At 68.0% G+C, this 12,511-nt stretch carries 11 protein-coding genes; 2 read left to right on the top strand and 9 right to left on the bottom strand.

Annotated elements, in window-relative coordinates; genetic code table 11:
• Positions 1-286 precede the first annotated feature (286 nt).
• Entirely contained in the window at positions 287-1,660 is a 1,374-nt protein-coding gene (locus NPJ82_RS16030) for an IS1182 family transposase (RefSeq protein WP_342659164.1), read from the top strand.
• 23 nt (positions 1,661-1,683) lie between these two features.
• Here NPJ82_RS16030 and NPJ82_RS16025 read toward each other — a convergent pair whose 3' ends face one another.
• The 9 genes from NPJ82_RS16025 to NPJ82_RS15985 all read right to left on the bottom strand — a co-directional run bounded on the left by NPJ82_RS16025 (position 1,684) and on the right by NPJ82_RS15985 (position 11,237).
• Entirely contained in the window at positions 1,684-2,328 is a 645-nt protein-coding gene (locus NPJ82_RS16025) for a recombinase family protein (protein WP_116462963.1), read from the bottom strand.
• Between the two features lie 264 nt (positions 2,329-2,592).
• Entirely contained in the window at positions 2,593-3,951 is a 1,359-nt protein-coding gene (locus NPJ82_RS16020) for a glycoside hydrolase family 32 protein (RefSeq protein WP_342659163.1), read from the bottom strand.
• 177 nt (positions 3,952-4,128) lie between these two features.
• Positions 4,129-5,481 (bottom strand): carbohydrate porin, encoded by a 1,353-nt coding sequence (locus NPJ82_RS16015; protein ID WP_342659162.1) that lies wholly within the window; start codon positions 5,479-5,481, stop codon positions 4,129-4,131.
• Complete coding sequence (locus NPJ82_RS16010; RefSeq protein WP_342659161.1) at positions 5,468-6,625, bottom strand: SMP-30/gluconolactonase/LRE family protein; 1,158 nt, start codon at positions 6,623-6,625, stop codon at positions 5,468-5,470. The genes NPJ82_RS16015 and NPJ82_RS16010 overlap by 14 nt, the downstream gene beginning before the upstream one ends.
• Entirely contained in the window at positions 6,618-7,838 is a 1,221-nt protein-coding gene (locus NPJ82_RS16005) for a Gfo/Idh/MocA family oxidoreductase (RefSeq protein ID WP_342659160.1), read from the bottom strand. Before NPJ82_RS16005 ends, NPJ82_RS16010 begins: the two co-directional genes overlap by 8 nt.
• A 28-nt stretch (positions 7,839-7,866) precedes the next feature.
• Positions 7,867-8,082, bottom strand: coding sequence for a SemiSWEET family transporter (locus tag NPJ82_RS16000; RefSeq protein ID WP_342659245.1), 216 nt, complete (start codon positions 8,080-8,082; stop codon positions 7,867-7,869).
• A 205-nt stretch (positions 8,083-8,287) separates the two neighbouring features.
• Complete coding sequence (locus NPJ82_RS15995) at positions 8,288-8,671, bottom strand: hypothetical protein (protein ID WP_342659159.1); 384 nt, start codon at positions 8,669-8,671, stop codon at positions 8,288-8,290.
• Positions 8,672-8,802: 131 nt separating this feature from the next.
• The gene (locus NPJ82_RS15990) at positions 8,803-9,381 is read right to left on the bottom strand and encodes an OmpA family protein (protein WP_342659158.1); all 579 of its coding nucleotides are present in this window, start codon (positions 9,379-9,381) and stop codon (positions 8,803-8,805) included.
• Positions 9,378-11,237, bottom strand: coding sequence for a sodium:proton antiporter (locus NPJ82_RS15985; protein ID WP_342659157.1), 1,860 nt, complete (start codon positions 11,235-11,237; stop codon positions 9,378-9,380). Before NPJ82_RS15985 ends, NPJ82_RS15990 begins: the two co-directional genes overlap by 4 nt.
• A gap of 216 nt (positions 11,238-11,453) precedes the next feature.
• Here NPJ82_RS15985 and NPJ82_RS15980 point away from each other — a divergent pair, with 216 nt between their 5' ends.
• On the top strand, positions 11,454-12,425 hold the full coding sequence (locus tag NPJ82_RS15980; protein ID WP_342659156.1) for a DMT family transporter: 972 nt from the start codon (positions 11,454-11,456) through the stop codon (positions 12,423-12,425).
• Positions 12,426-12,511 lie beyond the last annotated feature (86 nt).

The following is a 12,511-nucleotide window of genomic DNA, read 5'->3' as shown; positions in this document are numbered from 1 at the left end:
GCTCAGGCGTAGTCGATACCACGAACTTCAGGCGGGTTTCGGGCGGAAAACGTAGCCTTCCGAGGGGAGGGTGCCTGCCAGTTCGGTCCAACTTCGTACTATCGACTACGCCTACGAGACCCGCACCGGGGTTGGTCGGCTTCGTCGCAAACGACCGGGCCTGTTGAAAAATGCCGGACATGCCGGGTTGCTCCTTCGTTTCACCCCTGCCGAGAGGAGCGCCGCTATGATGGGACCAGCCTGTCGCGGTAAGCGGGAAGGGGCGTCCCCCCGCACCGTAGAAGCCATGTTGCCCACAGACCACCTGCTGCGTCGCGTCGATCGATGTCTCGACATCGGCGAGTTGAGACAGGCACTGGCCGGTCACTACAGCGCAAGGGGACGGCCATCGATCGATCCCGAACTCCTCATCCGCATGGCCCTGATCGGCCGCATCTACGCGATCACGTCCGAACGGCGCCTGTGTGAGGAACTGCGCTACAATCTGGCCTATCGCTGGTTCTGCCGTCTCGCGCCGGGAGACAAGGTTCCGCACCACTCGACGTTCAGCAAGAACCGGCACGGTCGTTTCCGCGATGCCGACGTGTTCCGGATCCTGTTCGAAAGCACGGTCCGACGCTGCATCAGTGAAGGACTGATTGGCGGAAAAGACGCCGCGATCGATGTGTCGTTCATAGCGGCTGATGCGAGCTGGCAGCGCAAGACCGTTCCTGGCTACCTGCCGTATGTCGCCAACGCGTCGCGCGCGGTTAGGGAGTGGGTGCACGACAAAGGAGATGCCGTCTTTGAAATGGCGCGCTCGAAAAGCTGCCAAGGCGTCTCTCGAACGGACCCTGCCGCGGCCTGGTCGGCGCGAACGGTGCGTGGCCGGTTCGGCTACGCCCTGAATGCGCTGGTCGACACCCCGAGTGGCGTCGCGCTCGATGTGGAGGCGACACCGGCTCGCTTCGCGGAGGAAGTTGATGCGGGGCGCGTCATGCTCGAGCGATCGGCCGATCGGTTTGATTATCGCCCCAAGCGGGTTGCGGCCGACAAAGCCTATGGCAGCGCCAACTTCCTCGGCTTCGTACGGGATCACGGCGCAATCCCGCACATTCCGGTAATCGACCGTACGCAACAGATCAACGGCAAGCTGCCGCGAACGGCCTTCAGCTATGATCGTGACATTGACAGCTTTACCTGTCCGACCGGAAAGCCGCTCCGACATCACGCCTTCCATCTGCCCACCGGCGTACACCGTTATGCAGCCGATGCGCGTGACTGCGAGGCGTGCGTGCTTCGGAAGAAATGCACGACGGCGCGGCGTCGTACCCTGGTTCGGCTGGACGATGAGGACGTCCGCGATTTTGCCAGAGCCGAAGTGGAAACCGGGCTCTACAAGCGGTCTATGCGGTTGCGGCGCGGGGTCGAACGGTTCTTCGCCGACGCCAAGGGCAAGCATGGCATGAGACGGCTTCACCTGCGCGGCATTCGCGGAGCAGAAGAGGAGTTCCTGATCGGCGCGGCGGTGATGAACCTGATGATCCTTGCGCGACCGAACCGACTGAACGGCAAGCCGCGTCGGGGAGTGTGCGTCCCCGCGGCTCTGACCCCGGCTGCCATATCGGCCCGGTCGATCGAACATGACGTGATCGTCTCGCCCGCTCGGCAATATGCCTGATCGCTGAAGCGCGGCGTGCTTCATCACGCGGCGCGTAGTCGTTCTTTGCGGTACGGCACACCGTCAAGCAGTGCCTGGCCCGGCGCCTTGGGCGTGCCGTCACCGTTCACGTACATATAGAGTGTCGTCGTCGTCATCCCGAGACGGCGCGCGACATCGGCTGCGATCGCGTTGCGATCGGACATGGCGGCCATCGCCATCGCCAGCGTTGCCTTGTCCATCTTGCGGGGTCGCCCTCCCATGCGCCCCCGCGCGCGTGCCGCGGCAAGGCCGGCCTGTGTGCGCTCGGCGATCAACTCGCGCTCGAACTCTGCAAAAGCGGCGAAGATGCCAAAGGCCAGGCGGCCGTTGGCGGTGGTGGTGTCAATCTGCGCGCCGGCGCCGGTCAGCACCTTCAACCCGATGCCGCGCTCACGCAGCGCCTCGGCGGTGATGACCAAATGCCTCAGGTCGCGTCCGAGGCGATCCAGTTTCCAGAGCACCAGTGTATTGCCGGGCTGCAACGCCTTGAGACAGGCAGTCAGGCCGGGACGTGCATCATGACGACCCGACGCGAGATCCTCATAAATGCGTGAGGCATCGACGCCTGCGGCGAGCAGCGCATCGCGCTGCGGTGCCAGCGTCTGCGATCCGTCAGCCTTGGACACCCTCACATATCCGATGAGCATCGCCACCCCGCCAGAAAAGATATCTGGCACCCTGCAATGTGCTGGTGGTTTCCGCAACGGGTATTCCGACCACTGGGCAGCGTCGACGAGGCAAAAACAGCAATCGCCAGAAAACCGGTCGTTTTTCTGGCGACTAGAACGCGTCCGAGCGTTCCTCTTTTACATGTTGGGTGATCAATGCCGTGCACCGCGACTGCCTTAGCCGCGGCATTATCGGGTAACCTTCGCTACGTACCACCGGCTTCCGGATAGCGGATTATCAATCTAGAGTCCTGGAGTTCCGGAGAAGCTTCTCAGCGAGAGCGATGGTATCATCCCGCCGGGGCTGATCACCGCCACCTCCAGCCTGTCGGGAGGGGTTCCGAAGAAGTGCAGCAGCGATGCGCACATGGTGCCATCGTCGCCGAACACCTCCAGCGAGCAACGATCGAGGACCAGGCGGAGCGGCAGCGTCTTCGCGCCTGGGGACAGCGCACAGGAGAATTTATCCGTAAAGAAGGGGTGCGAGAAGCCCTTCGCTCCGCCGCGATTGATCCACAGCGAGCCGATCGCCGGGCGCGGGTCACACCCGATCTCGACGAACTCTCCCGCGCCGTTGCCGAACTGCACCACTGTCCGGTGGTCCAGATCGAACGTGAAGCGCAGGTCGAGCGCATCGCCGCGCGGCAGTGCGGTGTGCGCGCGTCGACCGCCGTCGATCAGCGTTCGCCAACCCGACGTATCGAGTCCGGCCGGCTGCTGCACCAGTCGCCAGTCCACGCCGCGCCGGCGCAGCGACAGCCGACGGGCCAGCGTCATCGCGCCTCGCCACGTGCCGGTCGGCAGGTCGTTGGCATATTGCCAGTTGCTCATCCAGGCGATGCCGATCGGTGCGCCTCCAGCATCCGTGAACGTCTGGAAAGCGTAGAAGTCCTTGCCAAAGTCCATCAGCCGCGTGGCCCGATCCTCCGCTGCGAAGCGGCGCCCGTCGAAGTCGCCGACGAAATACTGCACCGCGCTGCCGCCCTGCGGACCGCCCGGATTGATCGACAGGAACAGCACCCAGCGCGTGCCGCCCCCCTCCACGGGCACACGCACCAGATCGGGGCATTCATAGTCGACGCCCCGCAGCCCGGCGTTCGAGAACTCGCCCAATTCCGTCCAGCGGCGCAGATCGGCCGAGCCGTAGAAGATCACACGATGTTCGCGCGCACGCACCACCGTCATGATCCAGCGCCGCGTGGGCTGGTGCCACATCACCTTGGGATCGCGGAACTGGTCCGAACCGATGTCGATGACGGGATTGCCGGCATAATCGGCAAAGGTCCGGCCGCCATCGCGGCTGGCAGCGATATCCTGTGTCTGCCGACCGTCGGAGGCGCGGGTATAGATCGCGACCATGCCGCCCCCGGTCACGCCATCGAACAGGCGGCTGGTGTTCGCCCGGTCGTACACCGCCGATCCGCTGAACGCCTGCCCCGCCGGAGTGTTGGCAAGCGCGACCGGCAGTGTCTTCCAATTCACCAGATCGCGGCTCACGGCGTGACCCCAGTGGACGTTGCCCATTACCGGCGCGGCGGGGTTGAGCTGATGGAACATATGCCATTCGTCACCGACGCGGATCAGCCCGTTGGGATCGTTCATGAAGCCCCGGGGCGGCGTATAGTGGAGCAGCGGACGGTAACGGTCGGCGCGGCCTGCCGTCTCTGCCGCTGCTTGGCCTATGCCAGCGGGAGCGGCGACGCAGGCGCCCAGCGTTGCCTGCGCGAATGTCCGTCGAGAGATCACGTCACGTCCTTTCGAGTCACCCGCGGGCGTCCATCAGAAATCCAGTCCCAGCCGAGCGCCGCCGACAAGGACGTCGTCGCGCGTCCGCAAACCCATCGGATGCGCGATGTGCTGGAGCCCCAGCCGCATCGACACGCCGTCCGCGATCGACAGGCCGTAGCTCGCCTCCGCGACGCGCTCGCTGCCGGGGGCGGCGAACCCGGCCCGCGCCAGCGCCGCGCCGACGCGGGCGTTGACCCGGTTGACCGACAGGCCGAGCGCGACCGAATCGTCGGGCCGTCCGGCAAAGGTGCCGCGCCGCACGATGCCGGCGAAGCCCGTCCAGCCGAAGGTGGCGGTGCGCGCATCGCCCCATTGCAGGTTGGCAACGACGATCGTTCCCTGCGGCTCGCCCGCCCGGTCACGCTGGATGCGGAAATCGGTGAGGACATAGCCGCCGTAGCGGCCCCGGCGGCGTGGCAGGTCGCCGCCCGGCACCGCCGCGTCGGCCGTGGTGTAGGTCGGCGCCAGCCGGGTGACCGCATCGTCGACGCGGCTGCTGTCGTAATAGCCGCCCAGCCGGATCTCGCCGTGGCGGCGGTCGCGGTCGCCGATGCGCAGCGACACCTCCGCCGGCACGAACACGCCGGTCGCGCCGCGCGTCGACAGGCTGAAGCCGCGGCCGCGTTCGCGCAGGCCCGGGTTCACCTCGTACACCCCGCCCGACAGCGCGAGCCGCTGGCTGACCCGCCCGTGCAGCCGCGCCGCCCAGACCGAGACGGGATAGCTGGTGAAGCCGGCATTCTGCGGCACCGCGATCGGCCGGCCGCAGATGCCGTTGGACATGAACTGGCAGTAGAGCTGCCAGCCGTCATAGCGCGGCGAGGCGTTGAAGTCGGCCTGGCCGAACAGCCGCCCCGCCTTCAGGTCCAGCGCCTCGCCGGCCAGCGGAACGGTCCAGGATGCCTCGGTTAGGCGCGTGCCTTCGCTCGGCCCCACGACGGTCTGCACGGGCACCAGATTGCCGATCTGTGCCGAGGTCAGGCTCTCGCCCCGCCGGTCGGTGACCGTGACCCGGATCGTGCCCGGCAGCGCGCTGATTCGGTCGAGCCGCACGATCGCGCCGAGCGCCACTTCCTGCACATAGCGCGTGTCGGACCCGCCGCCGCCCCGCCCGCCCGACAGCACCGTCATCGTCTCGCTCAGGTAGCCGCCGTGCAGCTCGAAGGCGCGCGGGGGCGCGGTGCGGCGTTCCTGCTCGTGCCGGCTCCCGCGTTCGAGGCTGTCGGCGCCGCGCTGCTGCGGGCGCACGGGCGGGACCGGGGCCGGCGCCGCGACCTGTGCCGCGGCATCCCCGCCCGCCACCAGCGCACCCGCCGCCAGCGCCCATCGGTCAGCTCGGCGCATGGCCCTGCGCATTGACCTGGAGCCGATAGATGGAGCGGGTCGCGCACATGAACAGCGTGTCGCGCCGCGGCCCGCCGAACGTCAGGTTGGCGCACGCCTCCGGCAGCCGGATGCGGCCGAGCGGCTTTCCGGCCGGCGACAGCACCAGCACCCCGGCATGGCCCGCCGCGCCCGCGGAGGCGCACCACAGGTTGCCGGCGCGATCGACGCGGAAGCCGTCGGGCGGATAGGCCGCGCCCTCGACAGTCATGGCGCTGAACCGCCGCCCGCGCCCCAGCCGGCGCCCCTGCACCGGGAAGGCGTGGATCGCCTTGTCCCCCGCCGGCGGGGGCGGCGTGCCGGGGCCGGCGGGCGTGCTGGCGACGTAGAGCGTGGCATGGTCGGGCGCGAAGGCGAGGCCATTGGGCATCGGCAGATCGCCCTCGTCCAGCACCCGCTCCACCGTGCCCGACGGATCCCAGCGATAGACGCCGCCCGGCCGCCGCGCGGAGGCCGGCGGCAGCGGTGCCACGAAGCCGGTGCCGACCGCCCCGTCGAAGCGACCGTCGTGGTTGGCCGGACCGCCCGGCGCATCGGGCTGCCCTTCGGCCAGCATCCGGCCATAGGGCGGATCGGTGAACCAGATGCTGCCGTCCGGGTGCGACACCAGGTCGTTGGGCGAATTGAACGGCTGCCCCTCGAACGCGTCGGCGAGCACGCGGACGCTGCCGTCATGCTCGACCCGAACGACGCGGCGCCGGCCGTGCTGGCACGACACCTGCCGCCCCTGATGGTCGAAGATGTTGCCGTTGGAGAAGCCGGACGGCGCGCGCCGCACCGACACCGCGCCGTTTTCCCACAACAGGCGGTGCTGCCGGTCGCGGCGCACGTCGCTGAACAGCAGATACTGGCCCTGCGCGGACCAGGCCGGACCCTCCAGCCAGTCGCCGCCGGTCCATGTGCGCTCGATCACCGCATTGCCGACCAGCAACGGCTCAAACGCGGGGTCGAGCGCGATGACGTCGGGATCGGGGATCAGGACCGGCTCCTCCCGCCCGTCCCATCGCCGCGCGGTGCCGTTCGTCTGCGCGCGACCGGCCGTGGCGGCAAGGCCCGCGATCGCCAGCACGCCGGCCATGAAGCCGCGTCGGCCCTGCTCAGCCATTTCGCCAGTTTCCCCAGTCGGTGGAGATGGGGCGGCCGGTGCGCGCCGCCTCGTAGATCGCCTCGATCAGCCGCACGTCCTGCATGCCCTCTTCGCCGGTCGAGCGAACGCGCTCCTTGCGGGCCAACGCCTCGGCCAGATGGTCGAGCTGGCCTGCGAACTGGTCGGGTTCGGGGATGGTGAAGATCGGGTCGGACCAGCTCTGCGCGCCCTCCGCCCGCTCGACGATCACGCGGTTCCCATAATAGCCGGTCGCCGGATCGAGCCGCATCCCCGCCCCTGTCCCCTGCACGCCGAAGCGCGTAGTGGCGGCGGTCGAGAAGGACGAGCTGCCGTGCACCATCGCGCCCGAGCGGTAGCGCATCAGCCACGAGATGCGATCCTCCACCTCGCGGAAATGCGGATCGTCAGTCGGCGGGATCATCGCGCGCACCTCGACCGGATCCTCGTCCAGCAGGTAGCGCGCGCCGTTTACGCCATAGATGCCGAGGTCCATCAGCGATCCGCCGCCCGACAGCGCGCGTGTCACCCGCCACTGCGCGGACGGATCGTCGAAGGCGAGCACGTCGCTGTTGTCGGTGGTCACGATGCGCGGCGTGCCCACCGTCTTCTCGCGCAGCAGCGCCGCCGCCTTGCGGTTGACGGGATCATAGTGGCAGCGATAGCCGATCATCAGCTCGCGCTTCGCCTCGCGTGCCGCCACGATCATCCGCCGGCAATCGGCCGCACTGGTCGCCATCGGCTTCTCGCACAGCACGTGCTTGCCCGCACGGCTGGCGCGAATGCTGAACTCGGCATGGAGCGCGTTGGGCAGGATGATGTACACCGCGTCAATCGTCGGATCGTTCGCGATGCGGTCGAAACCGGCGTAATCGTAGAGGTGAGCGTGATCGACGCCGTACTGGTCGGCGACGCGGCGCGCCTTCGCGGGGTCGCCGCTGACCAGCGCGGCCAGCCGCGATGTCCGGCACCGCGCGAAGGCGGGCAGGATCTGGTTGAGCGCGTACTTGCCCAGGCCGACGACCGCATAGCCGAAGCGGCGCCCGCCGTCGGGCGGCAGCGGCCGGATCGCCTGCGGATAGGGTCGCCCGGTCGCGCGCTGCGCCGATGCGGGGGCGGCGGCGGCGAGCATCGCGGTGGAGGCGGCGCCCATCGCCCCAAGGAAGGTGCGGCGCGTGGCCGTGGCGGAATCGTGGACGGACATGGTGGTCATTGGATGGCTCCCGGGTTGTGAAAGGGGTTCAGCCGCGCGCGTGGAGCGCGGTGACGAGGGTGATCGCGCCCAGCACCACGCCGGGCGCATTGGCGAGCGCGACCGGCCAATCGCGCTTGGGCTTGAGCAGGCCGTAGGCGACCCACAGCGCACAATTCACGACGGTCGCGAACGGCTGGATCACCGACCCTTTCTGACCGGCGAGGTTGAGCTGAATCTGCGAAACATAGGACACGTACATCATCACCGCGGTGCCGGTGGCGATCCAGCCAAGCAGGAGGACGACACGTTCAACGCGCGTGGGACTGGCCTGACGCTTGTGGTCAGCTGGTTGCGGCACAGCGGCTCCGTTCATCGGGTAGGGGGCAGCGCATGGGCGATGACGTGATCGCTCAGCCGGGCGCTGATCGCGCGCGTCTGGCCCAATGTCCGGATCGCCGTCTTGACGTTCATCGACGGGGCCCCGGCGGCTCGAGCGTCAGCCGTACGCCATGGTCGTGGCCAAACGGCGCGAGTTCGGCCAGCCGCTCCGTACAAATATCGTCTATCGCCTGCACATCGCCAGCGTCGGGGACGCCGGTGTTTACGACGAAAGGCGCAAGCCGCTCGATGCTTTGGCGCAGGCGGTCCATGCGTGCGGCGACGCCCCGAGGCTCTGGCTGCATCGCGCTGGCACCGAAGGTACGCACCAGCGGCTGCACTGTGCTGATCGCCAGTCCGCTGCCTGCGGTGCGCGTCATCTGCCCGCGCCAGGAATTCGGGTCGGCCTTGAGAGCGGCATAACGCTCGACATCCGCATCGAACGACCAGAGGGCGGTGGTGAACTGGTTCACCTCAAAGGCGGAGCAAAAGGCGTTAGACATAACCGATAACTCAAGCTTCGATCTCGATCGGGGTTCCACAAAACAGAAAAGCTTTTCAGTTATAGACCACCTTTCCGCCCGCTCTCACAACTGGTCGCAGATCACGAGGTCAGCGGCGGCGGCGCCACCTCCACCTCCACACGGCGATTACGGCGGCGGCCCTCGGGATCGTCGCTGCCGTCCAGCATAGCATTGGGCGCGACCGGCCGCGCCTCGCCGAGGGCGACCAACGTGATCCGCGCCCGGTCGGCGCCCTTGCCGACCAGATAGGCGCGCACCGCCTCCGCCCGACCGCGCGCCACGGCGCGGTTGTCCGCATCGCTGCCGCGCGAATCGGTGTGCCCGCGCAGCACGATCGCACCGCCCGATGTGAAGGCGGGGTCGGCGACCAGCGTGTCGAGCGCCGCCCGCCCTGCATCTTCGAGCGTCATGCCGCGATCCGCGAACGGCACCACCGCGGTGAGCGGTTCCGCCACCGGGGTCGGCGTCGCCTTCGGCGCCTGTTCGGCGGCAACCGCAGGCCGCATGATCGAGCTGGTGGCCGCGGAGTTGCCGGTTGTGGGATCGGGAGCGGCGGGACTTTCGACGGCCTCCGCCTCAGGCGCTTCGCGGCGCGGCGAGCCGCAGGCGGCGAGCGCGAGCGCGAGCGCCGCGGCGAAGGTGGCACGGTACAGGGTCATCGGTCGCTCCCGGCATGGATCGGCAAGGCTTCTGTCTCGAGATCGGGCGCCGTCGTCCAGTCCGGCGCCACCTCCAGCCGCATGGTAGGGGCATAGGCGATGACGATGTCCCCCACTTCGGGCGCGGGCCGCGAGGCATGGCTGAAGAAGCGGATCGCGCCGCCGCGGCGGACCAGCAGCAGCATGTCGGCATCCTCGGGCAGCTGGCGGCGCACCGCCCCGAAATCGGGCGCGTCGAGCCGCACGCTGCCGAGCGTCCAGCCCTTCGCCATCCGATCGTGCAGCTCCTCCACTCCCAGACCGGACGCGAACAGCGCCCGGCCGCGCAGCGCATCTGGCAGGCGATGGGGGTCGTCGCCGGCGGCGTCGCCAAGCTGGTACACGGCATCGCGCCCCAGCTCCGGCGCGAACTCGCTGCACACCAGGGCATTGTACGCCTCGTTGTCGGTCACTGCGGCAAGCGCGGCGAAGCGGTGCAGGTCCAGCGCCTCGCCCGACGCCTCGGCCAGTACCTCGCCATGATAGGTGAGGATGTCCGCCTCGCGCGCAGGTGCCAGCCGCGGCCAGCTGGTGTCCGCGACCGTCACGGGCACGCCGATCGCGCGCAGATGGCCCGCGAGCGCCGTGCTCCACGGCGTCGCGCCGACGATCAGCACGCCCGGCGGCTCGGTCGAGCGCAGCCCCAGGGCGCGCGCGATCACGCCCATGGTGAAGCCGTGCGCGACGATCGTCGCCACCACCACCGCGAACGACAGGGTGACCAGCGTGGCGCCATCGTTATAGCCGAGCCCCCCCAGCTTGAGCGCAAACAGCCCCGATATCGCGACCGCGACGATGCCGCGCGGCGCGATCCACGCGACGAACAGCCGCTCGCGCCACGGTATGCGGCTGAAGGCGAGGCTGAGCAGTACGGTGGCAGGGCGGACGAATACCAGCAGGGCGACGAGGAACAGTCCGAAGCGCCACTCGAACGTGTGTAGCACGCCTAGGTCGAGCGAGGCGGACAGGACCACGAAAACGCCCGACACCAGGATTACGGTGATGTTCTCCTTGAAAGACAGGATGTCGCGGATGCGCGCCGCCTTCATGTTGGCGAGCGCGATGCCCATCACTGTCACCGCCAGCAGCCCGGTCTCCTCTTGCAACAGGTTGGCGGCGACAAAGGTGCTGATCACCGCCACCAGCAGCGTCGGCGCCTTGAGATATTCAGGCACATGGCCACGTGGGAACGCCCAAGCGATCGCGCGGGCGGCACCATAGCCCATCATGCCCGAAAGCAGGGACGCCACCGCAAGCCGCGCGATGCTTTCGGCGACAGAGATTCCTGCCCCGGCATGGCGCAGCAATTCGTAGGTCAATACCGCGCACAACGCGCCCAGCGGGTCGTTGACGATCGCCTCCCACTTCAGGATGGCGCGGGGGCGGGCGGCGATGTGCGTCTGGCGCAGCAGCGGCAGCACCACGGTCGGCCCCGTCACCACCAGAATGCCGGCGAACAGGATCGCCACCGGCCACACCAGCCCGGCAACGTAATAGCAGGCAAGCGCTCCTAGAAACCAGCCAATCGGCACACCAAGCAGCACCAGCCGGTGCACCGCGCCTTCGACCTGGCGCAACTCGCGAAAGTTCAGGCTCAGTCCGCCCTCGAACAGGATGATCGCGACCGCGATCGACACCGCGGGCTTCAGCAGCGGACCAAAGTCGCGCTCGGGCTGGATGAAGCCGGTCACCGGCCCCGCAACGACGCCGGCCAGCAGCATCAGCGCGATCGCGGGTAGACCGGTGCGCCAGGCAATCCACTGGGCACCGATGCCGGCTAAACCGACGACGGCCAGAACGAGCACGAGATGCTCCATAGGACGAAATACTCCAGCATCACAGTGGGCGGATCGCGACGGGTTACCCCGTCTAACGTCGTCACCACGGGTAGCCGCACGACGGCGAGCGAAGATTTATACAGCTACAGGGATCAACTGATAACGTTTTCTGTTTAGAGCTGCTATAGGCAATCGCGATGCTCGCAACCCTCGACCCGGGCACGCGCCGAACCTGCGAACACCGCTAACTACCGCATGGCCTTCGACGGGCCGGACCTTCGATGGGGACATGACATGACAAACGTCAAAGCCGCCACAGTGCGCGGTCTGCAATCCGCGACAACCATCGGTGGCGTGCCGCTTGCCTTCATCGCCTATGCCGCCTTCGCGTTCAGTGACGCATCGGTGCGGATGCTGGACGGAGCACTCAACCCGTTTCAGGTGACCTTTGCAGGCGCGTTGTTAGGGCTGGTCGCGTTGCCGCTGGTTCGGACCAGTGGCGACCGGCTCCGTGACATGTTTGCCTCCACCCGCCGCTCCTTGTGGATCGGACGTGCCATAGGATCGGCGATCGGCAGCGTCGCCAGCGTCGTTGCCTTTACCCGGCTGCCCATGCCCGAGGCTTTCGCCTTGCTGTTCCTGATGCCGCTGTTCGTCACGGTGCTGTCGGTCATCTTCCTGCGGGAGACGATCGGGCCGTGGCGCTGGGTGGCGGTGGTCCTGGGGTTCGTCGGCGTACTGATGGTGCTGCGGCCCGGCCTGCGCCCGCTCGACCTGGGACATACTGCCGCTCTGATGGGTGCGATCGCCAGCGCAGCGGTAATCGTGCTTTTCCGCGCCGGGGGCGGCGCGGAAAAGCGCATCTCGATGCTCGGCGCCGGGCTAACCGGGTCGTTGGTGCTGAACGGGGCGTTGATGCTGCCGGGCGTTCGCTGGCCGGACACGCACGAGTTGCTGCTGCTGCTCGGCTACGGGCTGCTCGCGATCCTGGGGCAAGCGCTGCTGATGCTTGCCGCGCAACGGATTGAGGTCAGCCGCATCGCGCCGCCGCAATACAGCCAGATGATCTGGGCGGTGCTGTTCAGCTACGTCGTGTTCCATGAGCCGGTCACCGCCGCCACCTTCGCGGGAATCGCCGTCATCATCCTGGCGGGTCTGCTCACCTGGCTGCGCGAGCAGGTGACGCTCCCGTCCTGGCGGCGGCGCGGGATTTTGCGCCCGCGCTGACCACTGCCACCCCGACAACCATTGGAGAACAGCTTCGTGCCCGATGCCGACACGATCCATCCCGCACCGCCCCACAGCGGGGTCCG

Origin of the sequence: Sphingomonas sp. NY01 (assembly GCF_038809135.1) — a bacterium.
In the GTDB taxonomy this organism is placed as follows: Bacteria; Pseudomonadota; Alphaproteobacteria; order Sphingomonadales; family Sphingomonadaceae; genus Sphingomonas; species Sphingomonas carotinifaciens.
This window is presented reverse-complemented; position numbering and strand designations above follow the sequence as displayed.

Excerpts from the sequence above, each read along its gene's own strand:
- NPJ82_RS16030 (WP_342659164.1), top strand. The coding sequence starts at position 287 with ATGTTGCCCACAGACCACCTGCTGCGTCGCGTCGATCGATGTCTCGAC.
- NPJ82_RS16025 (WP_116462963.1), bottom strand. The coding sequence starts at position 2,328 with ATGCTCATCGGATATGTGAGGGTGTCCAAGGCTGACGGATCGCAGACG.
- NPJ82_RS16020 (WP_342659163.1), bottom strand. The coding sequence starts at position 3,951 with ATGAACGATCCCAACGGGCTGATCCGCGTCGGTGACGAATGGCATATG.
- NPJ82_RS16015 (WP_342659162.1), bottom strand. The coding sequence starts at position 5,481 with ATGCGCCGAGCTGACCGATGGGCGCTGGCGGCGGGTGCGCTGGTGGCG.
- NPJ82_RS16010 (WP_342659161.1), bottom strand. The coding sequence starts at position 6,625 with ATGGCTGAGCAGGGCCGACGCGGCTTCATGGCCGGCGTGCTGGCGATC.
- NPJ82_RS16005 (WP_342659160.1), bottom strand. The coding sequence starts at position 7,838 with ATGACCACCATGTCCGTCCACGATTCCGCCACGGCCACGCGCCGCACC.
- NPJ82_RS16000 (WP_342659245.1), bottom strand. The coding sequence starts at position 8,082 with ATGATGTACGTGTCCTATGTTTCGCAGATTCAGCTCAACCTCGCCGGT.
- NPJ82_RS15990 (WP_342659158.1), bottom strand. The coding sequence starts at position 9,381 with ATGACCCTGTACCGTGCCACCTTCGCCGCGGCGCTCGCGCTCGCGCTC.
- NPJ82_RS15985 (WP_342659157.1), bottom strand. The coding sequence starts at position 11,237 with ATGGAGCATCTCGTGCTCGTTCTGGCCGTCGTCGGTTTAGCCGGCATC.
- NPJ82_RS15980 (WP_342659156.1), top strand. The coding sequence starts at position 11,454 with ATGGCCTTCGACGGGCCGGACCTTCGATGGGGACATGACATGACAAAC.